The 26078-nt window shown below is 45.5% G+C and carries 25 protein-coding genes; 9 read left to right on the plus strand and 16 right to left on the minus strand.

Annotated features, from left to right (window positions below):
• Positions 1-98: 98 nt before the first annotated feature.
• From BSZ04_RS13945 to BSZ04_RS13980, 8 genes are all read right to left on the minus strand, one after another.
• Positions 99-710: a CDP-alcohol phosphatidyltransferase family protein gene (locus tag BSZ04_RS13945; protein WP_088880601.1), complete on the minus strand. Its 612-nt coding sequence runs from the start codon at positions 708-710 to the stop codon at positions 99-101.
• Positions 703-1350: an ATP-binding cassette domain-containing protein gene (locus BSZ04_RS13950; protein ID WP_005425724.1), complete on the minus strand. Its 648-nt coding sequence runs from the start codon at positions 1348-1350 to the stop codon at positions 703-705. Before BSZ04_RS13950 ends, BSZ04_RS13945 begins: the two co-directional genes overlap by 8 nt.
• Complete coding sequence (locus tag BSZ04_RS13955; RefSeq protein ID WP_088880602.1) at positions 1316-3025, minus strand: ABC transporter permease; 1710 nt, start codon at positions 3023-3025, stop codon at positions 1316-1318. The genes BSZ04_RS13950 and BSZ04_RS13955 overlap by 35 nt, the downstream gene beginning before the upstream one ends.
• Before the next feature lie 9 nt (positions 3026-3034).
• Positions 3035-4192, minus strand: a complete 1158-nt coding sequence (locus BSZ04_RS13960) for an ABC transporter substrate-binding protein (RefSeq protein ID WP_088880603.1) — start codon at positions 4190-4192, stop codon at positions 3035-3037.
• A 349-nt stretch (positions 4193-4541) separates the two neighbouring features.
• The gene (locus BSZ04_RS13965; RefSeq protein ID WP_010449063.1) at positions 4542-5219 is read right to left on the minus strand and encodes a TVP38/TMEM64 family protein; all 678 of its coding nucleotides are present in this window, start codon (positions 5217-5219) and stop codon (positions 4542-4544) included.
• A gap of 55 nt (positions 5220-5274) precedes the next feature.
• A complete protein-coding gene (locus tag BSZ04_RS13970; protein ID WP_005478886.1) occupies positions 5275-6045 on the minus strand; it encodes a heterodisulfide reductase-related iron-sulfur binding cluster in 771 nt (256 codons plus the stop codon).
• Positions 6042-7838 (minus strand): FAD-dependent oxidoreductase, encoded by a 1797-nt coding sequence (locus BSZ04_RS13975; RefSeq protein ID WP_088880604.1) that lies wholly within the window; start codon positions 7836-7838, stop codon positions 6042-6044. Before BSZ04_RS13975 ends, BSZ04_RS13970 begins: the two co-directional genes overlap by 4 nt.
• Before the next feature lie 20 nt (positions 7839-7858).
• On the minus strand, positions 7859-8842 hold the full coding sequence (locus BSZ04_RS13980) for a sulfurtransferase (protein ID WP_005425726.1): 984 nt from the start codon (positions 8840-8842) through the stop codon (positions 7859-7861).
• 301 nt (positions 8843-9143) lie between these two features.
• Between BSZ04_RS13980 and BSZ04_RS13985 the strand changes: the two genes are divergently transcribed.
• The 3 genes from BSZ04_RS13985 (at position 9144) to BSZ04_RS13995 (ending at position 12621) form a co-directional block, all read left to right on the plus strand.
• On the plus strand, positions 9144-10949 hold the full coding sequence (locus BSZ04_RS13985; RefSeq protein ID WP_162531060.1) for a sensor histidine kinase: 1806 nt from the start codon (positions 9144-9146) through the stop codon (positions 10947-10949).
• Positions 10939-11535, plus strand: a complete 597-nt coding sequence (locus BSZ04_RS13990; RefSeq protein WP_088880605.1) for a response regulator transcription factor — start codon at positions 10939-10941, stop codon at positions 11533-11535. The genes BSZ04_RS13985 and BSZ04_RS13990 overlap by 11 nt, the downstream gene beginning before the upstream one ends.
• 417 nt (positions 11536-11952) lie before the next feature.
• Complete coding sequence (locus tag BSZ04_RS13995) at positions 11953-12621, plus strand: hypothetical protein (RefSeq protein WP_088880606.1); 669 nt, start codon at positions 11953-11955, stop codon at positions 12619-12621.
• Between the two features lie 92 nt (positions 12622-12713).
• Here BSZ04_RS13995 and BSZ04_RS14000 read toward each other — a convergent pair whose 3' ends face one another.
• The gene (locus tag BSZ04_RS14000) at positions 12714-13160 is read right to left on the minus strand and encodes an META domain-containing protein (protein ID WP_010449054.1); all 447 of its coding nucleotides are present in this window, start codon (positions 13158-13160) and stop codon (positions 12714-12716) included.
• Between the two features lie 220 nt (positions 13161-13380).
• Here BSZ04_RS14000 and BSZ04_RS14005 point away from each other — a divergent pair, with 220 nt between their 5' ends.
• Positions 13381-13629, plus strand: coding sequence for a DUF1289 domain-containing protein (locus BSZ04_RS14005; protein ID WP_010449053.1), 249 nt, complete (start codon positions 13381-13383; stop codon positions 13627-13629).
• Positions 13630-13753: 124 nt separating this feature from the next.
• On the opposite strand, the gene BSZ04_RS14010 is transcribed toward BSZ04_RS14005, so the two are convergent.
• Entirely contained in the window at positions 13754-13975 is a 222-nt protein-coding gene (locus BSZ04_RS14010) for a hypothetical protein (protein WP_010449052.1), read from the minus strand.
• Between the two features lie 439 nt (positions 13976-14414).
• Entirely contained in the window at positions 14415-16130 is a 1716-nt protein-coding gene (gene ushA / locus BSZ04_RS14015; protein ID WP_088880607.1) for a bifunctional UDP-sugar hydrolase/5'-nucleotidase UshA, read from the minus strand.
• A 349-nt stretch (positions 16131-16479) separates the two neighbouring features.
• Here ushA and BSZ04_RS14020 point away from each other — a divergent pair, with 349 nt between their 5' ends.
• Complete coding sequence (locus tag BSZ04_RS14020) at positions 16480-17184, plus strand: GNAT family N-acetyltransferase (RefSeq protein WP_088880608.1); 705 nt, start codon at positions 16480-16482, stop codon at positions 17182-17184.
• A 14-nt stretch (positions 17185-17198) separates the two neighbouring features.
• On the plus strand, positions 17199-17714 hold the full coding sequence (locus BSZ04_RS14025; RefSeq protein ID WP_029561008.1) for a GNAT family N-acetyltransferase: 516 nt from the start codon (positions 17199-17201) through the stop codon (positions 17712-17714).
• Between the two features lie 227 nt (positions 17715-17941).
• Here the strand turns inward: BSZ04_RS14025 and rplY are convergent, their stop codons facing one another.
• Entirely contained in the window at positions 17942-18220 is a 279-nt protein-coding gene (gene rplY, locus BSZ04_RS14030) for a 50S ribosomal protein L25 (protein ID WP_010449038.1), read from the minus strand.
• 406 nt (positions 18221-18626) lie between these two features.
• On the opposite strand from rplY, the gene BSZ04_RS14035 reads away from it, so the two are divergent.
• A complete protein-coding gene (locus tag BSZ04_RS14035) occupies positions 18627-19361 on the plus strand; it encodes a glycosyltransferase family 2 protein (RefSeq protein WP_088880609.1) in 735 nt (244 codons plus the stop codon).
• A gap of 14 nt (positions 19362-19375) precedes the next feature.
• On the plus strand, positions 19376-20671 hold the full coding sequence (locus tag BSZ04_RS14040; protein ID WP_088880610.1) for an LssY C-terminal domain-containing protein: 1296 nt from the start codon (positions 19376-19378) through the stop codon (positions 20669-20671).
• A gap of 77 nt (positions 20672-20748) precedes the next feature.
• Here BSZ04_RS14040 and BSZ04_RS14045 read toward each other — a convergent pair whose 3' ends face one another.
• The 4 genes from BSZ04_RS14045 to radD form a co-directional block, all read right to left on the minus strand.
• Positions 20749-22098 (minus strand): ATP-binding protein, encoded by a 1350-nt coding sequence (locus BSZ04_RS14045; protein WP_088880611.1) that lies wholly within the window; start codon positions 22096-22098, stop codon positions 20749-20751.
• On the minus strand, positions 22088-22747 hold the full coding sequence (locus BSZ04_RS14050) for a response regulator transcription factor (RefSeq protein ID WP_005442273.1): 660 nt from the start codon (positions 22745-22747) through the stop codon (positions 22088-22090). The genes BSZ04_RS14045 and BSZ04_RS14050 overlap by 11 nt, the downstream gene beginning before the upstream one ends.
• A gap of 31 nt (positions 22748-22778) precedes the next feature.
• The gene (locus tag BSZ04_RS14055; protein WP_038886169.1) at positions 22779-23207 is read right to left on the minus strand and encodes a PepSY domain-containing protein; all 429 of its coding nucleotides are present in this window, start codon (positions 23205-23207) and stop codon (positions 22779-22781) included.
• 77 nt (positions 23208-23284) lie between these two features.
• Positions 23285-25036, minus strand: a complete 1752-nt coding sequence (radD, locus tag BSZ04_RS14060; protein ID WP_088880612.1) for a DNA repair helicase RadD — start codon at positions 25034-25036, stop codon at positions 23285-23287.
• Between the two features lie 74 nt (positions 25037-25110).
• Here radD and rsuA point away from each other — a divergent pair, with 74 nt between their 5' ends.
• Positions 25111-25812, plus strand: a complete 702-nt coding sequence (rsuA, locus tag BSZ04_RS14065; RefSeq protein ID WP_005529225.1) for a 16S rRNA pseudouridine(516) synthase RsuA — start codon at positions 25111-25113, stop codon at positions 25810-25812.
• The last annotated feature ends 266 nt before the right edge of the window (positions 25813-26078 follow it).

Genomic DNA, 26078 nt, shown 5'->3' on the forward strand with positions numbered 1-26078 from the left:
CCAAAGAGTATATACCTCTATTTTGCATGTGCTTTTATGCTTTAGGAAACAATGACTTAGTGGTGTTCTTCCTCAAAAAACGAATATTTTGTGCGGTGTTAGCTATCTTTGAGTGTATGAAATCCAGAGTAAATGCGCGTAAACGTAGTAAACCAACACGCAGCACCAAAGATGTACGCAATCACGGCAAAGTGCTGAGGGAACAAACAGAACAGTACGAAGCAACCTATGGTCTCTGTGCCTTCTGTCAGACCGCTCATGTAGTACAGAGATTTATGCTTGTAGACAGGGTTATCGATACCACGTTTACCCGCCATGATCGCGAAAGCTAAGAAGCTGCTTCCTGTACCAATAAACGAGAAGATCAAGAACGCACCTGCGACGGCGTTCTGTTCTGGGTTTGCTAGTACAAAGCCAAAGGGAATCAGAGAATAGAACAAGAAGTCTAAACTAATATCAAGGAAGCCTCCGGCATCGGTGATGCCTTGAATTCTTGCCAACGCACCATCTAATCCATCACAAATTCGGTTTAGCAGAATAAACGCTAATGCAAGCGTGTATTGCTCTGCCATCAATGCAGGTAAGGCGAAACAACCAAGGGCGAAGCCAAATAAGGTGGTTTGGTTAGCTGTCACGCCACATTTATCAATCAATTTCGCACTCTGTGCCAATGGCCACTTAATGATTTTGATACTCAGGCTATCAAGCATGGCTTGTCTCCCAAGGCCAGTTCAGGCACCGACTGCCTTCTGGAATATCATCCTCATCGTGAGTCACCATTAAAGCAGGAATATTGGCTTGTTGAAGCTGCTCCACGACCCAGTTACGAAACTGTACACGCAGATCTTTATCCAGCTTGCTGTATGGCTCATCGAGCAGGGCAACTTTCGGTTTTGCCAACAACATGCGAGTGAGGGCAATACGCGCGCGCTGGCCGCCTGAGATTTGATCAGGGAAAGACTCTGCAAGTTTAGTTAGCGAGATGTGCTTCAAAGCCTGCATCGCGCGCTCTTTACGCTCAGCCCCTTTGATTGAATTGGGTAGTGCGAACGCAAGGTTTTCCCACACGGTTAGGTGCGGAAAGAGCAAATCGTCTTGGAAAAGAATGCCGACTTGGCGCTTGTGCGCAGGTAAAGCATCCAGCTTTTCATTGTCGAGCGTGATTGAGCCTGAATAGTCGAACTCGGAAGACAGGTGACCAGCAATGGCATCCAACAAGGTGGATTTGCCACAGCCACTTGGGCCCATCAGGGTAACAATTTCCCCTTTCTCTACCGTCATGTTGAACGCAGAGAAAAGTGTGTCGCCATTGGTTTTACGGATGGCGAGGTTTTCGAGACAAAGACTCATTCGGTAGTAAACCTTTAATAGACAGCCGGCGATACTTAACGTGTAAACGGCTAAGTAGAATCGCAAAAGAGAAGAACATTAACGGCAAGAGAGCTTGCCAAATTGCGTAAATCGCGGTGACACGACGGTCGAAGCCACTTGAGAGGGCTACCGCTTCTGTTGTTATGGTGCTGATGCGACCTGCCCCCAGCACCAACGTTGGTAGGTATTGCGCCAAGCTAACACTAATGCCCACCGCCCAAGCAAACGCTATTGCAGGCAGAAGAATCGGCAGTTTGACTTTTAGCCAAGCCTGCATCGGTGATTTACCAAGGCTTAGGGCAACACGAGTTAATCCATTGTCGAAGCTCCGCCAAGGGCCATCCAAGGACAGATAAACAAACGGGAACGCAAAGAACACGTGAGCCCAGCATACCCAGAAGAAGTACGCGTTGCTGTCGAGATACAGCGTGACGACTTGCATACCAAACAACACAGATAGCTGGGGGATCAACATTGGTACGGCAATGATGTATCCCGGCACCTGCCAGCGGTAACGTAATCGGTATTCATGAGCAATCAGCGCCAGTACAAGGGCAATAGACGCACTGATCACCGCAATCAACATGCTTTGCTCGAGCGTGCCGAGAATGCTTTGCCACTCGTATTCCCAAAAACGTAAGCTGTAACGGCTTGGTAATAAATCTGGGAATCGCCAACGTTGAGCGAAGCTCCAGACCACCATAAGTGGCACCATTAACAGTGCTAGCAAGGCAATCATAGAGAACAAGGTTTTACCCGGTAAGCGGAAGCCGCTACGGCCGGAGTATTGCCAGCGTTTGAAGCCTTTGGTAATGCTCCATTCGACGAGTCGTGCAAAACCAATCAAGATGCTCGCAATGGCAAACAACATCACTGCACCTGCCGCCGCTCTTGGTAGCAGGGATAAGTCAGGATCGTTAAACCACTGCCATACCAACACAGCAAATGTAGGAGGGTTGGTTGGGCCAATGATTAGCGCCACATCAACAACCGACAAGCTGTAAGCCAGAACAGCCAACATTGGGAAGCGCAGCTTTGCTAACCATTGTGGGAAAACGCATTTCCACCAAGCTTGTGCTGAGCTGTAACCCATCGAATGGCTGACTTTTTCAATCTTTTCGACTTTTAATTGCTGAAGAATAGGAATGCTCATCAACAATAAAAACGGCACTTCTTTAATGGCAAGCATGGTGATCAAACCCAGTGCGTATGGGTCTTTGATCAGCAGTGCTAAGTCATTCACCGTTTGTGCATTTGGATCGTAATCAAACATTTGGTTGAGTACGCGAACGCCCATGCCCGTTGGCGCAAATAGGAAAGCAAAGCCAATAGCAAACGCCACGTGTGGCATAGCGAGAAGTGGGGAAAGGCTGACTTCAATCTTACGCCAGAATTTACTGCCCCAAGAAGCTTGCAGAATCGCAAAGGTCATTAAGCAAGCAAGGTAACTACTGAAAATGGCGGAATAGAAAGTCAGGCCAATGGAAGTCCACACGCCTTCCCAATTGAAGACGGCACTAAAGCCATCCAGCGAGAAGTGATGTAAACCGATAGGAGGGACATAGCCGAGCGCAGAAACCACCACGCCGAGCAACCCCGGAATGGTTGGCAATATACAAACTGCGATAATAACTAGATACAGCGCTCTTAACATGGATGCTTATTAATTCCCGTAGCGTTTCAACCATTCTTTTTCTAGCGCAGCTTGCCAGCTAGGATGTGGCTCTGCGATAGATTTGAATTGTTGAGTATTTTTAGCCGTGCCCGTTAGGTATTGGCTGCTTAGCACTGAAGGATCTCCCCAGATATTGATATCACCTTTGCGAGATTGCGCTTCAGGGCTTAATAAGAAGTTTATAGCAACTTGTGCGCCTGCACGGGCATTTGCGTTCCAAGGAACTGCTAGGAAGTGAATGTTAGACAGCGCGCCAGCATCCATCGCATACGCTTTGGTGCTCTCTGCAAGGTTGCCGCTTGATTGTGCTGAGTAAACCGCATTCGGGTTGAAGGTGATGGCTAAGTCAATCTGACCGTCATCCAGCAGTTGCACGGTTTCCGCGGTACCACCCGGGAACTGCTTACCGCCGCGCCATGCGACTTTGTGGAATTCATCTAGGTAAGCCCACAGAGGTTGCGTGACGGTTTTAAATGATTCGCCTGTCACTGGCTTTTGCAGTGCAGCGTCGTTATGACTCAACTCGATTAGCAGAGATTTGATGAAGCTGGTGCCATGAAACTCTGGTGGGCGAGGGTAAGTCAGACGATTTGGAAACGCTTTTGCGTAGTTCAGCATTTCTGCGTACGAGCTTGGCGGGTTGTTTAGCGTTTTTTCATCGTAGATAAACACCAGTTGGCCGACACCCCAAGGTGCTTCTAGACCATCTGTTGGTTCAGAGAAATCGATATCTACCGGTAGTGTTTTGTCGACATATTGCCAACTTGGTAGACCGTCAACAAAAGGGCCAAACAGCAGTTGGTTGTCTTTCATTGATTTAAAGTTTTCACCGTTAATCCAAACCATATCAACACTGCCTCCGCTGTTTTTGCCTGCAGCTTTCTCTGCAATAAGACGAGTGGTGGTTTCAGAAATATCAGTGACTTTGACGTGGTTGAGCGTCACGTTATAGCGAGATTTAAGCTCTTTGCCTGCCCATTGGATGTAGCGGTTAATTTCTTGGCTGCCACCCCAAGCATGAAAATAAACGGTTTGACCGTCGGCTTGCTGTTCTATTTTTTGCCATTCTTCTGAATGAGCAGCGGCGAAAGAGGAGGTGGCAAAAGTGGTGGCTAAAATGCCAATGGTGCTAAGTAGCTTTTTCATACGTAATCCGTGTTTCTTATCTTTGTTTTCATTTTGGAGCTCTGTATACCCATGCGATGAAAAATGCGATGAAAATCGTTTGTTTTCAGCACTAAAACTATGGGTATAAACCACGCTGGAAGCTCCGTTCCCTCAAGGTGGATAGTAATCTATCTCGCTTTATTATCAACGCGAATTTGATAATAGATTCAGAGAATTACTCGCCTTGTGAGGTCATACCAATCCACGTCAGTTTTTGGCCTTAAAAGTCACCAATTGAAGGGCAAAGTGTGAGCAAATTAGTAGCAATGAAAAGAGTGCAACTCTCGATAAGTCGCACTCTTTTGGCGTCAATAATGGATAGACCGGATTACTTCGCTAATTCTTCCATGTTGATGCCTTTTTTCTTCGCGATGTATTTTGGAATCAGAGACATGCCAAACAACACAAGGCCTGCAACTGCAAATTTCACTAGCAGCATCGCAGACACGCCGTTTGTCGCAATATCACCCGCCATGTAAGCGAAGATGAATGCACCTGGTGCCATTGTTAGTAGCGAAACCAGAGCGTAAGTACCTAGGTTTAGGCTGGTTAGGCCGTAAGCGTAGTTTTGTAGGCTGAATGGGAACACAGGCACAAGACGAGTCAGGATCAAGAAGCTTGTACCATTTGCTGCTACACCGTCATCGATTTTTTTGAAGATTGGGTTGTCGCCAAACTTCTTCATGATGGTGTTACGCAATAGGAAGCGCGCCACGATGAATGCTGCCACTGCGCCAAGCGTTGCGGAAAACAGCGCCAATACGCCACCTTTGATAGGACCAAATACGATACCTGCCACAATGGTGAACGCACTGCCCGGAAGTAGGAAAACACATGCAAACACGAATGCTGCTACGAATACGGCGTAACCCCACACACCGAAGCTTGCGATCCAATCTTGTAGACTCTTGATGTCAGTGATGATTTCAAGAATGCCAGTTTGTTTTGCCGCGAACAGAGCAATAGCTACAACAGCGACGATAAGAGCGATTTTTACGAATTTCATAAGTTCAACTTCACTTAAACCTAATAATTAAACAGAGATAACGACACCGAGGCAGTTACACAGACATACACTTGATCAGACCTGCTTTTGATTTGTAGCGGTTGAACCAAGCTTTCACAGGGCTTGCAAGTACGTTGACTGGCGGTTCATCGCCTTGCATGATCACAGGGCCAAACATCAGATCCAGAATGTGCCAAGATTTCGTACCAACACCCATCATGGATGCACGACAAGCCGAGCAGTAAACCACAACGTAGTCAGTCTCGAACTCTTCAACTCGGCGCTTGATTACGCGCGTGGCCACGTCTGGGTTTGCTGGCACAACCATGCCGCCGAAGCCACAGCAGCGCGTGTTTTCGCGTGTGTGTTCTGGCTCAGAGGTTTTGTAACCAAGCTCGTTTAAGATCCAACGGATGCCATCTTGCAGTTCTTTCTCGTAGCGAGTTGAACAAGAGTCGTGAATGGTGAATACCACATCACTGTTTTTTGCTTTGCCGCGTAATGCTTCTGGCAGACCAATCTCAGGAAGCAGTTTCCACAATGAAACTGGCTTTTGTGTCCCACCGGATTTTTTGATCATGCCGTAGCAGCTTTGACACGCCACAATGACTTCTTGTGCGTCCAGCTTGTCAAAGTCCGCTTGGAGCTGGCCGTAACGCTCTTTGAACTTCTCTGTTTGACCGATAGCCGCGGTCGGTTTGCCACAGCACTTCTGCACTGCGCCCATCTCAGGGAATACTTCTTTTAGGTAGCTTGCGATTGCCGCTACGCCTTCTGGTGAGTAGGATGGCAAGCTGCATCCTGGCATAAATACTTTATTACTCATTTTGTCGATACCGCTCGTTTTGCCATAGTGAAGATTTTTGAGAAGCCCAGCTTCTGGTGCATGTTGATCGCTTTATGACCCGGCATTGGAGATTCACCGTTGTTTGCCTTAACAAAGTCAGCACGTGCGCCTAGGAACATTTCCTTCATCGGGAAGTCTTTCGGACACACGATGGTACATTGGTCACACGCGTTGCATGAGTAAGCCATCAGTGGGTCCATCGACTTGTTATTCACAAACTCAGAGAAGATGGTCTTCGGACAATCGCTGAAGTCATTCATCATGATGCACTCGGTCATACATAGCTTGCAGCTACATTGCAGACAGCGAGAGGCTTCTAGTTTGATTTGCGCTTCAGTAAAGCCTAAATCCACTTGGGAAAAATCTTGCTTACGCTCTTCAGCGTCACGTAATTCACCGTGTAGGCGAGGGGTATCTACCGTACCTTTTGGTAGTGGTACGTCTAGACGAGATGCGTAGCTGTACTCTTGCTCGAAGTCGCGATCTTCAGTCAGTGGACGAGCCGTTAGGAAGCGCTCAACACTCATTGCTGCTTTACGACCTAATGCCATCGCTTCAATCACGATGTTACCGCCACATGCGTCGCCGGCTACGAATACGTCTTCTAGGCTTGATGCTAGTGTTTGTTTGTCGACAACGTAACGACCGCCGCGAGTTTGCTCTAGTGCACCGTCAGTAATGTCTGCCACGATTTGGCCCGTAGCGAAAACAACCGTATCCACAGAGATGGTTTTGCTTTCTTCGCTGTATTGAGGAGCAAAGTTGCCTTGCTCGTCGAAGATAGACAGTACTTTCTTGATCGTAATGCCTGTAACTTTGCCGTTCTCATGTTCAATAGCAACTGGGCCCCAACCTGCGTTGAACTCGACGCCTTCTTCTAGTGACTCATCGATTTCGACTTGGCTTGCAGGTAGGTTTTCAAGACTCTCAAGTGAGCATTGGTAAACGTCGCTTGCACCAATACGCCATGAAGAACGAGCACAGTCCATTGCAACGTCACCACCACCGATAACCATCACGCGTTTACCTGCACGAGGGAATTGGCGAGTTTCAGAAATCTCTTTTAGGTACTCAACCGCAGAGAACACACCATCGTTGTCATGACCCGGCAGAGGGATGATCGAACCTACGTGTGCACCGTGAGCCAGAATCACAGCATCATGTTCGCTACGTAGAGTGTCGAAGCTAATGTCTTTGCCGATCTCAACGCCAAACTGAGTTTTAATACCCAGCATCGCTAGGTAGCTGTATTCGAAATCGATAACATCGCGTGGTAGACGGTATTCAGGGATACCCACACGCATCATGCCGCCGTATACGTCTAGCTTTTCGTAAATCGTTACTTCGTGGCCTTGACGACGAAGTTCGATCGCTGCTTGAGCACCAGCAGGGCCAGCACCTACGATCGCAATGTGTTTGTTCGTTAGAGGGGCAATGTTGAGATCCCAGTGATCTTGGTTATCCATTTTCTCTGCAACGAAACGTTTGATACCCGCTACGCTGATCGGTTGACCGAACTCTGTGTTACGACGACAAGACGCTTCACAAGGGTGGGCACAAATACGACCAAGAGTTTGAGGAAGGAATAATTTGCTGCGGATCAGATCCAAAGCGCCTTGGAAATTACCTTCGCCTGCCATGCGAACGTACTGCTTTACGTCCGTGTGCATTGGACATGCGGTTTGACATGCCGGATCGGCATCACCCATACAACCATCGACAATCGTTTGAGCGGTGTCGAAGAGCTTTTGGCTAAAAATTACATTGTTCATTCACTGCGGTTCCGTGTTGATTAGCTCTTGCCGTTGATAACGTTCACTTCAGGGTTCTTTTGCTCGTAGTGAGCGTGGCTGTATTCGATCCATGAGCCGTCGTAGTTGTAGACGCCTTCTGCACCGAGGACTTCAGTAAGAATCATGGTGGTGTGGGCAGAGCGAACACCAGATTGGCAGTAAGCGATGACTTTTTTGCCTTTGATGATGTCGCCGTAAAGGGCTTGCAGTTCTTCTGCTGATTTCAGCGTTGTGTCTTCGTTCAGCGCTTTAGTCCAGTTAATGTGAACACTGCTTGGGATTGTGCCAGGGCCGTACGCGCCAGAAACTGCAACCTCACCGTTGAACTCGTCGTTGCCGCGAGTATCTAGGATCACCCAATCAGGGTTGTTTTGCGCAGCAATAACCATGTCTAGCGTGGCTAGGGCATTGTTATCTTGTTGTGCGTTAGGTGCGTTGTATTCAACCGCTGCCACGCTTTGGTTTGCAGAGCCTGTCGGATAACCAGCGCCCATCCAAGCGTTCAAGCCACCGTCAAGGTAACGAACGTCTTGGTGACCAAGATTATGGATTTGCCAGTACAGGCGAGCTGCATCGTGGTGAGAGCCCGCTGCATAAACCACGATTGTGCTGTCTGCTGTCGCGCCGAAGCTGCCTAGAATCGTTTCCATCTCTTCTGTGCTGTTGCTCATACCACCGAAGTCGTAGGCGTCTTCAGCTGCTGAGTAATCGTTACGCCACATAGTGTAAGAGCCAGAAATAGGGCTATCTGGTTTGATAGGATTTAGCGCACCGATCACAACCACGTCTTTGTCACCGTCCATCAGCGACTTCAGTTGTTGTGCAGAAATGAAGTGTTCTGGGTGAGCGTACTGTGTGAACTTCTGCTCTTGAGCAGCAGCATCCACAGTCACAGCCTCAGCCGAAAACATCGTATTGTAAGCTGAGTAGCCAACCGCTGTAACAGCGGCGAACACACCCAACGCAATCGTCGATTTTTTCATGAGTTGCTTCCATATATTAATTTAAAGTTTTACAGCCGAACCTTCGATGGTTCGACAGATAGAATGCTTTTGAAGGGGGAGTACAGGCATGAACGTTTTTTATTCATTTTGGGTGTTCATGATTTAAAACAGGTGAAAATGCGCTCTACCCCTTTATGGGTAAGGCATTCTGAGGAAATCGTTTAAATGGCGATATTGTGGTTTCCCACAATAATGATGTGGGATTGATCTAAAGCAACAAAGTAGCAGGGGGGAATGGTGGTAAAATGCGCCACAGCCGTATTTTGGTAGTATTTTGTAAGTGATTGATAATTATTCTCAAAAGTTTATTCTTTTCATTTTTGCTCTCTCTTTTTTCTTCACCTCTTTTGTTTTTGCTAATGACCAAAAAGTACAGAGAACAGACTACGATGTGGGTGTTTTAGCGCTGCGTGGTCACGCACATGCGCGAGAAGCATGGCAACCGACTTTGGATTGGCTGGAGACTCAGAATCCTGGCTATCAATTCAACCTACATACTTACGATTTCGACCAACTTGAAGATGCATTTTTGCACGGTTGGCTCGACTTCATTCTGACTAGTCCGGGGCAGGCGACCAAACTTGCTCGCGAATACCCAATCAACTGGTTGGCAACGCAGAAAACCGCTTACAGTGATTTACCAAATAAGTCGATTGCCTCGGTGGTGGTTGTACGTGAAGAATCGCCTTTTAAAACACTGAAAGACATCAATAAAGCCAATGTTGCGGCGGTATCGGAAAAAGCGTTTGGTGGTTTTCTCGCGCTGCGTTACGAGCTCGATAAACTGGGCTACTTCAAATCATCATTCTTTGAAAAGATCCACTTTACTGGCCCACCAACGGATCAACTGATTTTGGACGTGATCGAGAACGATCTCGATGTGGCGATCGTACCTGCTTGTACTTTGGAGAACATGGCGAAAGAGGGGCGTATTCAACTGCATAACCTACGTGTATTGAATGAGAAGCGTCCTGCAGATTCAGTTTGCGCGGTGAGTACGCCACTGTACCCAAACTGGACGATGGCGATGACGGAACGAGCGCCAGTCGATGTTGGTCAGATGGTGGCACAAACTCTATTCGCAATGCCAGAAGACCACCCGGCAGCGGTTGCTGCAAACAATGTCGGTTGGATGCTGCCTGCGCCGAGCATCAATGTAGATAAAGTTTACAAGCACTTAGACATGCATCCGCTGCAAAAATCTTGGGGACAAAAAGCGCAAGAGTGGCTGCATAAGAACCAAGCCATTGCGATGGCGTCTTTACTGACTTTACTGTTGTTGACGGGCTATCACTTCTGGCTGGAGTGGAAGTTTCAGCGCAGTCGCGAAACACTAAAAACCACCATGAACGATTTGCGCCGCAAGAGTTCCATGCTTGAGCACGCGCAGCGAATCACCATAGTCGGTGAGCTTGGTAGTAGCCTCGCGCATGAAATAAATCAACCTCTGGCCGCGATAAAGAACTACAGCCAAGGGGCTAAGGTACGTATGGAGCGAGGTGCTACTGCCGAAGAGATGGCACCAATCCTCGATAAAATTCAACAGCAGGTTACTTCTGCAAGTGACATTATTCAGCGCCTTCGCAGCTTGATAAACAAAACGCCAATTGAAAAGAGCTGGGTGGATTTAGCTTCGTTAATTGAAGAAGCAATGAAGCTGGTGGATTACGAGTTTCAACGACACCGAATTCAATTGGGAGTGCTTTACTCTGGCGAGCCACAAAAAGTCTTTGCTGACGCCACTGGTTTGCAGCAAGTCATTCTCAACGTTTTGAATAACGCAAAAGACGCCTGTTTGAGCCATTCGCCGAAACGGAAAGACTTGTACGTGGATCTGCACGTTAGCTTTTGCGATGAGATGGTGATTATCGATGTGATGGACAATGGTATTGGTATCGAAGAGCAAGAGACACCATTAGATCAAGCCTTCTACACCACCAAAGAAAATGGACTGGGCTTAGGTTTGGCCATTTGTCGTGATGTGCTTGATGCCCATCAAGGCAGTATTCAATTTAGGTCAATTGATCCAACAGGGTGTCAGGTGACCATCGTTTTACCGTATCAGGAGGCTTGTCATGAGTCGTAATCTTTGTTCGCTTTATATCGTTGATGATGAAGAACCAGTATTAGAGTCCATGGCATTTCTGTTAGAAAGCTATGGCTATGAGGTTGAGACTTTCTCTAGCGGGATAGATTTTCTCAATGAGGTCAATTTGTCTGCACCTGGCTGTGTTTTGCTCGATAGCCGCATGCCAGACATGCGTGGGCAAGATGTTCACCAAATGATGAACGAGAAACTCAGCCCAATTAGCGTGATTTACCTGACTGGACATGGTGACATTCCAATGGCAGTGGATGCGCTAAAAGATGGCGCACTCGATTTCTTTCAAAAACCAGTCGATGGTAACACTCTTGTGATGGCGGTGGATGATGCGATGGCGCAGTCACTCAAAAATGGTGAGAAGTTGGGCGCTAAGCAGGTTTTACAGAGCCTCACTAAGCGTGAGAGAGAAGTTCTCGGTTTGGTCGTCAAGGGGATGAAAAACCAAGAGATGGCGGACTTATTGTGCGTATCTTTGAGAACGATTGAGGTGCACCGTTCTAACGTGATGAAGAAGCTCGAAGCAGAGAGCTTAGCGGTGTTGATCCATAAAGTGGGGCATTTAATTTAGCTTCAGTGTATTTTGGTATCGATAAATGAAAGTATTTAGGTCGAAATATTTATTGTAACCTAATGATATTTAGGGAAAGGTTTGCTCAATTGATATCAGGAAGATAACATCAGCAACCAGAATAAACCTTAATCTTGGCTAGGGTCTGTTGACCTTTTGAGCTGATTTTTGCAGCAGTTTGTGGGTTCTTTATACAAGGCAGAGGCTTTGAAATGTAGTTGCCCTACCTGATAAGCCGATAACGCAGTAGAAAGGAGCCACAAACGCTGCCCGAAGGGTTCGGCTAAAAGCGTTTTACTCTTTGTTGAGAGGATTTTGCTTAGAATAACTAGGCTACAAGCCTCTCGCCGCGATTAAAACGCTTTTATCTCGAACAAAATTTAACCGCAAAAGGTCAACAGACCCTAGAACCTAACTATGTTTGTCGATACCGTTAAAAGCGCTTTTTCTTCCCTGAGTACTCATAAACAAGCGATCGCAAAAGCAACCGTGTTACCCATTCTCCTCTCAATTATTCTGGATCTTCTCTTAAGCACATCAGAAGGTGACGGTGCTACTGTCTTAGTGCAAATTTTGATGGCATTACTGTCTGCCATTGTGGCTATCAACGTACACAGCATCATTTTGAAAGGCCCTCAATCGGTACCTCAGTGGGGACGTTTCACCTTTGGAAAGATCGAAATGTGGTTTATTGGCCACTACTTGGCAATGACAATCGCAGTTGTCGCGGTTGCGGCGCTTTTCGCAATGATTAATGTGGCACTTGCCGCTATCGCGTTGCTAGTGTTAGGTGTTATTTGTTGTCGACTGGTTCTTGTGTTTCCAGCGATTGCTATTGGTAAAGGTGTCTCTTTCCCTTATGCATGGAATCTGACCAAAGGCCATACTTGGTACATGATGAGCGTGGTTATTTTGGTGCAGCTTCTGTTTGGATTGGCGATGTCGCCATTGGCGTTTTTGCAACTGCCTTTCTTAATGAGTCTACTGAGCTTTGTAGTCACCATCATCGGGATTGCAATTCTGTCTAAAGCGTATGAGCAATTGAGTGGCTTTGACGGGGAGTCTTATTCTCAGCAGTCATTCTGATGATAAAAACCGAAAGCAAAAAAAGCAGCCATTGGCTGCTTTTTTAGAGACTTATTCTGTCAGAGACCGATTGCCTCGAAACGAATATAGGATTAGTTTACCCAATCACGCAATTCGAACGTTAGTTCGTGGTCTGCGTTTTTCAGTACTAGACCTTCGTTAGTCAGAGTAATGTCGCTCCAATCAGAAAGCGTTTCAGACATTACTTTTTCAATCTTCATTTGGTCATCCATACACATCATCATGGTCATACCCATTTTCTCGATGCGTAGTTGGTTGTCTTTCAGTTCAGCTTGACCGAAGAAGTTGTTACAACCAGCGTTGCCGTTTGCCGTCAGGTTTTCGCCAATCTCTAGGCGAGGTGCTTTTTGACGCTCTTTCAGTTCGATGTTATTGCCATCGATTTGAACCAACTGCCAGTTATGGTGCTGTAGATCTTGAGCCGTAATTTCTTTCACATTGTCACCATTGCTAGCGCATGCAGTCATTAGAACTGGAAGTGAGATTGCTGCTACTAACGTTTTTAGGCTAAGCTTCATTTTATTGACTCCGTTTTTAGAAAACGTGGTAAGTATAGGTAATAAAACACTGTTTTTGTCAGCATACGGTTATGGTTTCGTATGTTTTTAAACACGGCGTATTTTATAACAGAGATCCCATTCTCGGTATTGAAATTCACCGAAAACTTCGAAATTTCTTATGGTTATTTGATTATAAACGTGTCGGACTTACATAAGTGAGCGGAAGAACGGGTTGAGCATGGAGCAATTGGAGTTTTTTACCGTCCCAAGTCCTTGTGTCGGAGTTTGTACTTCTGACGAAAAAGGTTACTGCAAGGGATGTATGCGTAAAAGAGAAGAGCGGTTTAATTGGCTGAGCTTTACTCCTGCGCAGCAGTTGCACGTCATTAAGCTGTGTCGACAACGATACAGAAGAAAGGTGTTAGCAGGGAAGGGTAAAAAAGAAGTGCCTCGCGATGATGCATCACCACAACAAGATCTGTTCTAGCTTTTTTATTTCTATTTTGATTGTTCTCATTCCATAACGATTCCCGGCCCAGTCTGAAATTCTTATCCATAAGAGCCGGGAACTTCCTATCCATCTTCTCGCCCAAAGATACGAGCGTTTGGCGTTATTTCAATGACCATTGGTCGCTTACCCAGCCTCCTGCTTGTTCGTCGAAGTGACTACCTGCAAAGCGATGATTTTGTTCCACGTCTAATTTACTGGTTGGCAATTCATCCATTAGTTGATGTATGTATCTCGCCATAGGATCAGTACACGCTTCGCGCTCTCTACGAGTGACCACTTCTTTAATTAATTGCAGTCTATAGCTGTTGCTGGCTCGTTTCATTTTGACCTCCAGAACTCGATGGCAGCAGTTTGAACACATTGGCGTTCAGGTGGCTGCTCGTTTGCGGGAGCGTAGAAGCCCATCGCTTTAGTTTGAAGTCTGAGAGACAAATTGTTTGAGAGCAGTGTTTGTAACGCCATTCGCATCTTTCTTAGAATCATTAGCTATGTGAATCAAAAAGAGTCATAAATCACAGTTAATGAATCTGCATATTTGAAAGACCTTATCAAACATAGAAGTCCTACACAGAGGCGTCAATAACACAAATGAACATTTTTTGAACGATTTTTGAAGGTGGTGTTTTATCAGAGATTTAGCGCTAATAAAAAACCGGAGCCTTTAGGGCTCCGGTTGATCTTAGGGTCAGTCTGACGACCTTTGTTTCAGTTGTTAACTAACTGAGTGGATGTCGACAACAAGTTAAAGCAATTATGCTTGTTTAGTTGCTTGCAGATGGACAGCCTTTAACAGCTTGACCGTTACTGAAGTACTGAATGTTGTCTAAGTTTTTATTGAAGTCTTCAGCTGAGATCTGAGGGTTGTTCACAAAGAACTCACGCAGAACAGAAGCGTCAGTCATCTGTGTAGACTCAACGTCGATGATTGGGTAGTTATCACCACCTGCTGCGCTGAAGCTGATTACAGAGAATGTGTAAGTAGCTGCAAGATCGAAGCCTTTGCCGTTGATGTCAGTGATTGTTACGTCGCTAGCATCACAATCAACAGATAGCGTGATGTTATCTAGTTGAGCGTATGCACCAGAACCTGCAGACTTAGTTGCTACTACGTCTAGGTACTCTTTCACTTCTGCACCAGTCATGGTTGCTTTCGTTACAAAGTTACCGAAAGGCTGTACCGTCAGTACATCGCGGTAAGTGATGTCACCCGTTTGGATTGAATCACGAACGCCACCTGAGTTCATCACACCGAAGTCTGCATTTACTAGGTTGTAAGTACGGTACGCTTCACCCAATAGGTGACCAAGGTTAGTTTGCTGTGAGCGAACTGTAGTACGGTCACCTTCTAGCTTGCCGTCAGTTTCAGACACTTTAACGTCTAGAAGATCTTGGCCTTGCTGTTGGTAAGGAAGAAGAATTGACTTAACTGTTGCGTCAGGCTTGATTTCTTCAGTGATGAACTGGTAATCACCATTTTCATCTTTGGCTTTTAGGTTTACTGGAATTAGCGCGTAATCTGCTAGGTGCAGTTTGCCGTCGTAGTATTCAAAATCTGCGCGGCCAACGTATTTACCCCACTCATGCGCTTGCATGATGTAAGTGCCGTTTTGTTGGTCTGGTGCACAATCGTCGCCTGGTTTAAAGTCAGCGTATTCGTTAGTGCCTGGTTCCATACACACAGGGTTTTGTGAGTGACCACCGATGATTGCATCAAGCTCACCTTCTTTAAGAGAGCGTGCCAGCATTACATCACCCGCCGCTTCACTACCGTGGTTACCGTCTTGGTAGTGACCCATGTGCGTAGTTGCAAATACTAGGTCAACTTTTTCGTTAGCTTCGATTTCTGCAAGTGTTTTTTGGATTTCAACTTGTGGGTCTTCGAAGTAAATGCTTTCTACATTGTCAGGGTTAACCAACTTCGCAGTGTCTTTTGTAGTAAGACCAATTACTGCAACTTTAAGACCGTTGATAGTAAACACTTTGTAAGGAGCAAAGTAACGTTCATCAGTTACTTTTCCGTCAGCATCTTTCTTATAGATGTTTGCTGCTAGCATTGGGAAGTCAGCAAGTTCTGCTTGCATGTCTAGGACATCTAGAGAGTTATCAAACTCGTGGTTACCTACTGCCATTGCGTCGTAGCCAAGAAGGTTCATACCTACGAAGTCTGGCACTGCGTCTTGCATATCTGACTCAGGAACACCAGTGTTGATGTCACCACCTGAAAGTAGGATTGACTCACCGCCATTAGCTGCAACTTCGGCACGAATTGACTCGATAAGAGTTTTACGTGCTGCCATGCCGTACTCACCTTTACTGTTTTCCCAGAAACGACCGTGGTTGTCGTTAGTGTGTAGAACAGTGAATTTAGTACATGAATCTGCTGTTTCACAAGTAACTGGAGAGTTATCGCTGTCTGAGCCACATCCTGCTAGTGCTGCGCCGACTGAAAGCACCAAAAGAGATTTGGAAAACTTCATAGGGGATCCTTTCTGTGTGATTTTGATTTAGTTACGGCGTGAAATATACGGAAAAAATATTAAACTTTAGTGATCAGAGTCTTATTTATACTTCTGTCGACGAAAGGAATTAACGAGGCTGCTACCTAAGTCTACAAATAAACAGAAATGGTATTTTGTGGTTGGGAGTTGAATTTAAGTTTTTATTTTGTGAGTGACTTAATTGAATTCATTTTTCTAATGTGAATCAATACGCATTTTGGTGAGATATGAAGCAAACTTTGGTGATTATTTTATCAGATTAATGTCTTCTTACCCTCTATGAAACAAATAGTTAAGATTTTTCTGTACGCTGTGTTGAGAGGAAGGGATGCTCAAAAAAACAACCACACTTACCGCGGAAATCGATTGCTCATGGCAAAGACTGTTCAATGTGAGCGGCAATTTGTACAACGGCTATTCTTATGACCCGCACTATTGGCAAAAGTTCTCTGAACTTTGCGCTGTATTTCTATACCAATCGGGTAGCGTCACATATATTTCTTGCCCAGAAAGTTTATGGGAAACAATTAAACATGTTCACCCAAATGAGCTGGAGAGAAAGCTCAATGATAAGCAATTGTTCTGTGAATTTGATGATGTCGACTACTATTTATTTAATGATAATAGTAATAACAAAGACGATGGGATAATTCCTCTCTCGATCGAATCTGATCTCGAATTACTTGAATCTTTTGTTAGCCGAATGAGCGAAGAAGATATCCTTAAAGCGGACTTTGACCTCGATAGCCATTTCTTTTACGGCATATTTGACAAAAATGAGCTGGTCGCAGTGTTGGCTTCTTATTGCTATAAAGGGAAAGAACCGTTTGAATCTTTATCCATATTGGTTTCTCCTGAAGCAAGAGGAAAAGGGTATGGAAAACGCCTGCTCAGTCATTTAATCAATGAAGTGAAGTCGAGGCAGCGTAAAATCAGGTATCGAGTAAATATCGAAAATACGCCTTCGATAAAGCTTTGCCAGTCTTTTGGGTTTGAAGCGTACAGTCGTCAAAGGGTGTTTACTCCGGAGTAATGGAAAGTCAAGCAATGGAATATACAGTTAGAAATGCAATTAGAGATGAAGCGGGTCAGATCGCCAAAATACACGTCGATTCATGGCAAGTCGCTTACAAAGGGTTAATGCCTCAAAGCTACATCGACCAATTTACTCGAGAGCGTAGAGAGCGAATGTGGACTCGGGTCATGACGGAGCAACTGGCACATCTCATTGTTGTAGAGAAGCAGAAGGAGATTGTCGGCTTTTTGAGTTATGAGCTGCCTAATCACTCTAGTGAAGATAAAACGGCTATTGTGACTTGCTGCTATGTATCTCCCTTATACTTCGGGCAAGGTGCTGGTAGTGCTCTGATCGATGAATTAGAAACTCGCTTGCTCTCAACGCCAGTGATGCAAATCAGTCTTAAGGCATTGGATAGCAATAAGCAAGGGCTTAATTTCTACAAGAAGTGCGGTTTTGTACGTTCTGGAGAGGAGGAATCGGAAGTCATTGATGAGATGACACTCAACGACGTCACGTTAGTGAAGTACATAGCACGAACGTAATAACTTACTGTTGAAGAATATGCTGCGCAGCGTTTGGTAGAGTAAGCTGCTGGCAATGAAGATAAAATTGAGAAAAGAGGAAGAGAATTTACTTTTCCCTAAATAGTAAAACCCCGGAGGTGGTAAGTCTCCGGGGTTTTGAAATTTTTTAGATGTCTCGGTTGGTAAGTCCGATAATCTTTTATGCAAAAGGTTTGGATTTTATCCGTTAATTCCTTGGTAGGGAATTAGATACGGATGAAGTCCATGTGCTCAACTTTTGGCTTGTAAGCGTGACGTTGAACGTCTTGTGGCTTAACTTTAACTTCAGCGCCGTCGATAACTAGAACGATGCCTTCGTAGAACGCTGGCTTGTCCATTTGGTTAACGATGTCGTCGTGGTTAAGAACGATAGCAACTGCTGCTTCTTCACCGCCGTATACAACTGCAGGGAATTTGCCAGCGTGACGTAGGCGGCGGCTCGCACCTTTACCTAGTTCAGTACGTACTACTGCTTCGAATTTCATAGTATTTACTCTCAAATTAGTAAAAAATAAAACTTCACGACACAATGCGACCTTGTGTTCGTGGTAAAGCTTGAAACAGGAACTGTTCAAGCGAGCGCGGATACTATCATCCTGCTCTGAATTCAGCAACCGAAATTGTACCTAAATCACCAAAAAGCCAGTAATTCTTCTTGCAGAAGAGTGTCGTTTTTGCGGCTCGGGCAAAAGTTTGCTCACATTGCGCTGATTTTAACCGATTTTGCTTTTTTTGTTCGCACGTTTTATTCCTCTTGCAGTCAATTCTCTTTCTGAACGAAATCATTCATTAACAAAATGAACGCAAAATGAATGTTGGCCTCAGTAACCGTTAAGTCACTCGGTTCTATTCTCCATCGTAAATAAACGGATAACCTCAATGGAGCACATTATGGATTCAGTTAGTATCGTTGTAATTACCTTGAATGAAGAAAAACGTATTGGTCGACTACTTGAAGATTTAACCAAGCAAACTCACCAAAAATTTGAAGTGATCGTGGTGGATTCGAACAGCGAAGACTCGACGAGAGAGGTCGCGCAAGCTTACGATGGCTCACTACCAGAACTGACTGTTCATCATATGGAAACGCGTGGTGTCAGCTTAGGACGCAACACGGGAGCAGAACTTGCAAAATATGAACGTATTCTTTTCTTAGATGCGGACGTGCGCTTACCGAGCGATTTTCTGAGCCGAGCAATGGGTAAATTGGAAGGTGCGAAGTTGGAAGTAGCAGGTGTTTATATGGGATCAAACGATCTGCCAATGGCACATAAGTTAGGCTACGGTCTGTTTAACGCAGGTTTGTTTATTACTCAATACACATTTCCAACCGCAGTAGGGGCATGTATTTTCTCTACCAAACGTGCGCATAAAGAGATCAATGGCTTTGATGAGTCCATCACGCTTTGTGAAGATTGCGATTATGTAAAGCGAGCTTCAAAAACATGGCGTTTCCGCTTCTTACCTATGACTTTTGAATTCGATCCGCGCCGCCTTGATCAAGACGGTTTCTTTAAAATGGGCATGACCTATTTCAAAGCTAATATGCGTCGATTCTTCTTTGGTGAGATGCGTAATAACGAAATGGAATACAAATTCGGCCACTACAAAGATCAACACTCATAATTGTCGGGGGCTGCATGCTGGAAGCGATCAGTCTGTTCTTCGGGGCTATGTTAGATGCGACGATTGGACCTAACCTCTTTATCCCGGGCGAGCCGTTTTTGCTCGCTGCGGGCTATCAATTACACCAAGGCGTCATTTGGGGCGTCGTCGCCGTTTTATTGGGCGGTTGGATTGGCGACCAACTCAGTTATTTTATTGGCAAACGTTCTGGCTCTAAAGCGCAGAGGAAGCTTATTCGGTGGCAAGCTAAGACGAAGCGCCCAATAGCCCGTTGCCGTTTGCTGATGAAAAAACGCGGCAATGCCATTTTGATCTTTGCACGCTTACTCGGACCTGTTGCTTGGGTCGTGCCATTTATGGCGGGTTCTGTGAATGTGAGTTGGAAGCGTTTTACGGTCTGTTCATCAATTGGATTGATGCTCGGTGTTGGGCAGTTTGTCGTTGCAGGGTATTTGCTTGCCGCGGGTCTTAACACATGGATTTCAATTGATTCCATTAAGTTCATCCTGTTTGAACACAAGCTTCTTATCGCCTCAGCGCTCATCGCTTCTGTATTCGCCTTTGTGGCTTGGAAGAAAAGCTGGTCACGTAAATGGACCAAATCCCTAACAGCTTTAGTGTTCTGTTTAGTTGCTGCGAATTATGGACACTTTTTCTATCTAGCAGATGACAATATTGAACAAAACGGCGTTGTTGAAAATCAATCGATAGTACTTAATGATATCGGCTTTAAGGTTTATCCGGGGCGCTCGAATGTGTTTGACGCTCAGGCAGTGAACTTGGTGTATGTCGGTGAATCCCCGAGAAGCCTAATGCAAGAGCTAGGCTGGCTAGAAAACCAAACTTTCTCAAGAAACGACATTGAATTGGCCGATTATGTGCGTCTGTTGAAGCAGAAACTGCCGCCCGTTTCTGATCTGTTTTGGAATGGCAAGCCACAGTCGATGGCATTCCAAGAGCCCGGAAGTTTGCTAAAACGTTCTCATATCCGCTGGTGGCAAGCAGGTTTAGAATCAAAGTCTGGTCAGCCGATTTGGGTTGGAGCGATTAGCTACGATGACGGTCTCAAGTTGGCGCATTACTCAGGCATTGTGACGGTGTTGCATCGAATAGATCCTAATGTGGATAGTGAAAGAGACCGTCTAGCGAATCAAATTGAAGTGAGTGATTTAGCGTTAGTGGGGGAGTTATATTCGCTGGCACAGCCTGTTGCAATGGACAGTAAGCATGACTATTACTCTGATGGAAACGTGTTGTTGATTAGCGAGCCGTCGTTAGCTCTAAATTTAAGTGGCCAGAGCTCAATCTAGATACAAAAATGGCACCTAGCGAATAAATCGATAAGTGCCATTTTAAAGCGTTACTGTAAGTGGCTTATGTAAGCGACTTAAGCGCGGCTCTTTTGCAGAATCAATGTGGCTTTTAAACCGCCCATTTTACTCTCTGATAGTTCAAGCTGACCGCGGTAACTGTGCGCCATTTCACTGACAATGTTTAAGCCCAAACCGGATCCTGGCGTTGTTTCATCCAGACGGTAACCACGCTTTATTACTTGGCATAATTGCTGCGCAGGGATCCCCGGGCCGTCGTCTTCAACTATGATATGAATGTTGTCTTTATCTAGCGTTGAGTGAACACGAATGATGCTATTCGCCCATTTGTAGCCATTTTCCAGTAAGTTACCCACCATCTCATCCAGATCGGTTTTCTCTACCGCAACATTCAAATCCGAATCAAGCTCGTTAATCAGTGTGACGTCACGATGTGAGTAGACCTTGTCAAACGCCATTGATATGGCATCAACACGCTCTGAAGGGTTCGATTTCACCGAAAGGATGTTCATTGAACCCGCCATACGAGCACGACCCAAGTGATAATCGATGTGTTGTTGGATCTGTGTGATTGGTGCGTTCAAGCGTTCTTGTTCTTCAGGTGTGAAGTTTTGCACTTCGTTTTTTAAAACCGAAAGTGGTGTTTTTAGCGCGTGAGATAAGTTTCCCGCATGATTTCGTGCACGTTCAAGCAACTCTTGATAGTGAAAGAGCAGAGCATTGAGGTCAGAAATTAAAGGTGAGATTTCTTTTGGGTACTCTTCTTCCAAGCCTTTCTTATTACCTGATTTAAGCTCGGCTAATTCTCTTTGCAGCTTGGTCAGCGGGCTTAAAGACCACGCGATTTGTAGCAAGATAACCGCAAGAACACCGGCAAACAGCAATCCTAAAATGATCCAAAGCTGCCCAGTTAAAGACTGGATTGTGCCTTCAATTGGGTCTTCGTCAATACCGATGATGACATTAATGGGACCATCATAATCTGGCAGATAAAGGGTCTTTTTCAACGTGATTAGCTTTTCATCACGAGCACCAAAGGCGTCTTTATCTAACCCTTTGTACTCGATTTTCTTATCCCATAGGGAACGCGAACGCTCTAGGCTTGTGTCCGTCGATGCGCTCCAGTAAAGACCACTGTATGGACGATTAAATCTAGGATCGGAAAGTTGAGTAGGCAGGGTGAGTTGGCCTTTGCTGTCGACTTCGAGTTGGGCGGCAATCTCGTCCATGTAGACATTCAATTGTGATCGAGTGTCATCCACCATGTAGACGTAGACTTGGGTTGGGATTGTCACCCCAGCGGCGAGGATCATCGCTGTGAGCCAAACGACCGCTGCGAGTACTAAGCGACTTTTGATACTCAGCCGCTTAAGAATGTGCATGGGAAGTTTGTTTTTATTCCGCATTCAATTGATACCCGAGTCCACGAACTGTCTTAATGATTTTCGGTGCAATTTTCTTACGAATACGACCGATGAACACTTCGATGGTGTTTGAATCACGGTCAAAATCTTGTTTGTAGATATGCTCTACCAACTCGGTACGAGAAATGACTTTCTCTGGGTTGTGCATAAAGTAGGCGACAACTTTATATTCCAATGCGGTTAAGCTGACCGCTTGTCCTTGCCACAGTACTTTTGAGGAGCGTGTATCTAAACTCAAATCACCAATCTGCATGACAGGAGAGGCGTTACCTGAAGCGCGGCGTAATTGAGCGCGAAGGCGTGCAGTTAGTTCAACCATTTCAAATGGCTTGGTTAGGTAGTCGTCTGCACCAGCATTCAAACCTTCTACACGCTGAGATAATGTGTCACGGGCACTCAAAATAACAACTGGCGTATTAATGTTTTCGTCTCGAATACCTTTAAGGACCGTTAGACCATCTAGTTTTGGTAAACCTAGATCGAGCACAATTGCATCCCATTCTTCAGAGGTCGCACGGTAAAGCGCATCGATGCCATCTTGGGAAAGTTCTGGTACCCAGCCATTGTTTTCCAACGTTTCTAAAATCTGTTCGCCTAGGCGAGGTTCATCTTCGACAACAAGTATTTTCATATTCTTTCTTCTAATTATGTTTGGATATCGATTACTGCGGCTTAAGAGCTTTATTGAAGTTACGTCCTTTTATCTCGAGCATTTCTAGTGTAGCGGCATCGTATTCCACCTTTATCACACTGTCATTGAACAAGATCTTAAGTTCGTAAACCCATTCGTCATCGTCTTCTTCAAGTTCAACTTTAATAATACGCCCATATAAATCATTCTCCACTGCTGCGTACATATCAGAGAACGGGCGGATATAGCCTTTCTGAACGGCGCGGTAGACTTCGTCCTGATCTTCATCGAACTCAATTCGTGTCCCCGGTTTTTCGACGTCACGAACGATAGCGTGACCATCTTTGTCATCATGATGGTCTTTGTGATCGTGGTGATCAGCAAAGCTTGGTGCAGACAATAAAAGCGGAAATATAGCTAGCAGCACGGAAAGTTTGCGCGGAGTGAAGGAGATAGACATGGCAAAGCCTTTTTCAATGAGTTACGACGATTATATCGTGCTGTACATGAACAGAAAGTGAATTAGTGAGCATTCGCTTATCTTAGTTCGTCGTCAAAGATCTTATCGCGTAACTTCCAGAAACGACCTGATTTACGAGCAATCACAAATTGAGGTAAACGGAAACGATGTTGGTTTGCTACCACTTTCGTTGGTGATGCTTCTTCAAATGGACGATGTTTGTCGGCAAGATGAGGACGCACAAACTGGTCTTTAAAAGTTTGTTTCTGTTTTTTGGTATTCAGTGACCAGAACTCATGCACCAATGCATTGCCTTCGCCTTGATAGGTTTCACCAGAGTACGTCACTTTTAGTTGTGATTTGCCATCACTGGATTTAAACACCGTCAAATCCATTTCTGTACATTCGAAGATCAGCGCATCTTTCAGGTTTAATGCTTCTTTGAGTTTTTTGTCTGGATCGACAAGGGTGGCATCGCATTCATGACAAATACGCGCCGCAATATCATTATCAGCGCCACATTCACCGCAGTATTTCGCTCTAAAGCGATAACCACAGTGTTCGCGCTCTCCGGTTTCATCGTCTTCAAAATACCCTTGGCAGCGGCGACCAAAGTGTTCTAGCAAAAAGCCGTTGCTGTCTAACTTACCCCAGAAGTTGTTATTAAAGCCGCAAGCAGGGCAAGGGATGGTGATGATCTCGCTGGTGGAGTCTGGCTTCGGATCACCGACTTCAGGTTGGTATAAATCGTAGCTGTTACCAGCGTAATCCAGTACTAAACATTCCGATTTTCCCTCCGACAGGCGCAAACCACGCCCGACAATCTGTTGATATAGACTGACGGATTCGGTAGGGCGAAGAATCGCGATTAAATCCACATGTGGCGCATCGAAGCCCGTGGTCAGAACGGACACGTTGACCAAGTACTTTATCTCACGATTCTTGAACGATTGAATGATGGCATCACGTTCGGGTGTTGGCGTATCACCAATGACGATGGCGGTTTCGCCTTCTGGCAACAGGCCGTGGATTTCTTGCGCATGGCGAACTGTGGCAGCAAACACCATCACGCCTTTTCGTTCCTTGGCGTATTGAATGATCTGTTCAACGATCTGTGGTGTTGCACGTTTAGCTTTGTCGATCACCATGTCCATTTCGGCTTCTTTGTAGCGACCCGTATTGGCTGGCTTTAGTTGTGAGAAGTCATAAGATAAGACGGGGGCGTCCATCATACGAGCAGGTGTTAAGAAGTTTTCATCCAGTAAGTAACGAATAGGGAGCTCGAAGATACAGTCATGGAAAAAGCGTAACTCTTCAGTTCGAACCTGTCCACGGGTGTGGTACTGATAAATCCAGCCCATGCCTAAGCGGTATGGGGTCGCGGTTAAGCCCAAAACTTTAATGCCAGGGTTAAGCTCTCTTAGATGAGTGATCACTTTTTGATAGCTACTGGTTTTTTCGTCTGGCACGCGATGGCATTCATCAATGACCAGTAAAGAAAACTGGTTCTTGAAAGAATCCAGATTGCGCACCACGGATTGAACCGAGGCAAAAACCACTTGCTGATCGGTTTCTTTTCTCCCAAGCCCTGCTGAGAATATCGATCCTTTTAGACCATACCCTTCGTACTTGGCGTGGTTCTGTTCCACCAGCTCTTTTACGTGAGCAAGTACCAACACGCGGCCCTTGGCAAGCCTTGCTAACTCTGCAATGACCAAGCTCTTGCCCGCACCTGTAGGCAGCACAATGACCGCTGGTGTGGAGTGTTTACGAAAATAGTGAATCACCGCTTTTACAGAGTCGGCTTGGTATGGTCGAAGGGTGTACATGAAAATCTGTGAAATTGCTCAACTATTCGAATTAGGATCGCTATAATACCCGACCTTAAACATTAGAGGTATTCATGCGTTTAGATAAATATTTGTGTGATGGACTGGGTGCGACTCGCAAGCAGGCAACGAAGATCATCAAAAGTGGCGAAATAACCGTTGATGGTGAAGTACAAAAGAGTGGTGCCTTCAAAGTACCAGAAGGTGGTGTGGTTGAATGGGAAGGGCGCGAAGTTGGTGCTCCTGGTCCTCGTTACATCATGTTGTACAAGCCTGCGGACTTTGTATGTTCGCATGAAGATGGGCACAACCCAACGGCGTTCGTTCTACTGGATGAGCCAAAGGTAGAAAACTTGCACTTTGCTGGTCGTTTGGATGTCGATACCACCGGTCTTGTGTTGATCACTGACGATGGTCAATGGTCTCACCGTATTACGTCACCAAAACACAAATGTGAGAAGACGTACCGAGTATGGCTAGTGGATGCGATTCAACCTGATTACGTTGAGAAGTTTGCCGAGGGTATTGAGCTACGCAACGAACGTGAGCCAACACTGCCAGCACATCTTGAGATCGTTAACGAAGCCGAAAACGAAGTGTTGCTAACGATTGTGGAAGGCAAATACCACCAAGTGAAACGCATGTTTGCTGCGCTCGGTAACAAGGTTGAACATCTTCACCGTGAGCGTATTGGTTCCATTGTGCTGGATGAAGCACTTGAGCCGGGTGATTACCGCTTCTTAACAGAAGAAGAAGTTGAATCAGTTGTGAAATAACTCAATCTGGTTGGAAATAATCACTGTTCTGGGAAATTGTTTAATTCCTGATAGGAACTAGTCTTTTGATGAGAAATTACTCAGAATGGTGTTTCCTACCAAATCAGTCTTAGTGTCTGAGTAAGACGCTTATTCGCCGCTCGTAAACGCAGGCAGAACTGTATTTAGTCTGAGAAATCCTTTTCTCTTGTTGGTTCTTACTGACGATAAGTACAGACGGTGTTCACGTCACCGCCTCTTCGTTTTAGCTCGGTTACTTTGTCGTT

The sequence above is a fragment of the Vibrio rotiferianus genome (assembly GCF_002214395.1).
Classification (GTDB): domain Bacteria; phylum Pseudomonadota; class Gammaproteobacteria; order Enterobacterales; family Vibrionaceae; genus Vibrio; species Vibrio rotiferianus.

Excerpts from the sequence above, each read along its gene's own strand:
- BSZ04_RS14050 (WP_005442273.1), bottom strand. The coding sequence starts at position 22,747 with ATGAAAATACTTGTTGTCGAAGATGAACCTCGCCTAGGCGAACAGATT.
- BSZ04_RS13955 (WP_088880602.1), bottom strand. The coding sequence starts at position 3,025 with ATGTTAAGAGCGCTGTATCTAGTTATTATCGCAGTTTGTATATTGCCA.
- BSZ04_RS13975 (WP_088880604.1), bottom strand. The coding sequence starts at position 7,838 with ATGAACAATGTAATTTTTAGCCAAAAGCTCTTCGACACCGCTCAAACG.
- BSZ04_RS13960 (WP_088880603.1), bottom strand. The coding sequence starts at position 4,192 with ATGAAAAAGCTACTTAGCACCATTGGCATTTTAGCCACCACTTTTGCC.
- BSZ04_RS13970 (WP_005478886.1), bottom strand. The coding sequence starts at position 6,045 with ATGAGTAATAAAGTATTTATGCCAGGATGCAGCTTGCCATCCTACTCA.
- BSZ04_RS14000 (WP_010449054.1), bottom strand. The coding sequence starts at position 13,160 with ATGAAGCTTAGCCTAAAAACGTTAGTAGCAGCAATCTCACTTCCAGTT.
- rplY (WP_010449038.1), bottom strand. The coding sequence starts at position 18,220 with ATGAAATTCGAAGCAGTAGTACGTACTGAACTAGGTAAAGGTGCGAGC.
- BSZ04_RS14020 (WP_088880608.1), top strand. The coding sequence starts at position 16,480 with ATGCTCAAAAAAACAACCACACTTACCGCGGAAATCGATTGCTCATGG.
- BSZ04_RS14035 (WP_088880609.1), top strand. The coding sequence starts at position 18,627 with ATGGATTCAGTTAGTATCGTTGTAATTACCTTGAATGAAGAAAAACGT.
- BSZ04_RS14025 (WP_029561008.1), top strand. The coding sequence starts at position 17,199 with ATGGAATATACAGTTAGAAATGCAATTAGAGATGAAGCGGGTCAGATC.
- radD (WP_088880612.1), bottom strand. The coding sequence starts at position 25,036 with ATGTACACCCTTCGACCATACCAAGCCGACTCTGTAAAAGCGGTGATT.
- BSZ04_RS14005 (WP_010449053.1), top strand. The coding sequence starts at position 13,381 with ATGGAGCAATTGGAGTTTTTTACCGTCCCAAGTCCTTGTGTCGGAGTT.
- BSZ04_RS14010 (WP_010449052.1), bottom strand. The coding sequence starts at position 13,975 with ATGAAACGAGCCAGCAACAGCTATAGACTGCAATTAATTAAAGAAGTG.
- BSZ04_RS14040 (WP_088880610.1), top strand. The coding sequence starts at position 19,376 with ATGCTGGAAGCGATCAGTCTGTTCTTCGGGGCTATGTTAGATGCGACG.
- BSZ04_RS13995 (WP_088880606.1), top strand. The coding sequence starts at position 11,953 with ATGTTTGTCGATACCGTTAAAAGCGCTTTTTCTTCCCTGAGTACTCAT.
- BSZ04_RS13945 (WP_088880601.1), bottom strand. The coding sequence starts at position 710 with ATGCTTGATAGCCTGAGTATCAAAATCATTAAGTGGCCATTGGCACAG.
- ushA (WP_088880607.1), bottom strand. The coding sequence starts at position 16,130 with ATGAAGTTTTCCAAATCTCTTTTGGTGCTTTCAGTCGGCGCAGCACTA.
- BSZ04_RS14055 (WP_038886169.1), bottom strand. The coding sequence starts at position 23,207 with ATGTCTATCTCCTTCACTCCGCGCAAACTTTCCGTGCTGCTAGCTATA.
- BSZ04_RS14045 (WP_088880611.1), bottom strand. The coding sequence starts at position 22,098 with ATGCGGAATAAAAACAAACTTCCCATGCACATTCTTAAGCGGCTGAGT.
- BSZ04_RS13980 (WP_005425726.1), bottom strand. The coding sequence starts at position 8,842 with ATGAAAAAATCGACGATTGCGTTGGGTGTGTTCGCCGCTGTTACAGCG.
- BSZ04_RS13965 (WP_010449063.1), bottom strand. The coding sequence starts at position 5,219 with ATGAAATTCGTAAAAATCGCTCTTATCGTCGCTGTTGTAGCTATTGCT.
- rsuA (WP_005529225.1), top strand. The coding sequence starts at position 25,111 with ATGCGTTTAGATAAATATTTGTGTGATGGACTGGGTGCGACTCGCAAG.
- BSZ04_RS13990 (WP_088880605.1), top strand. The coding sequence starts at position 10,939 with ATGAGTCGTAATCTTTGTTCGCTTTATATCGTTGATGATGAAGAACCA.
- BSZ04_RS13950 (WP_005425724.1), bottom strand. The coding sequence starts at position 1,350 with ATGAGTCTTTGTCTCGAAAACCTCGCCATCCGTAAAACCAATGGCGAC.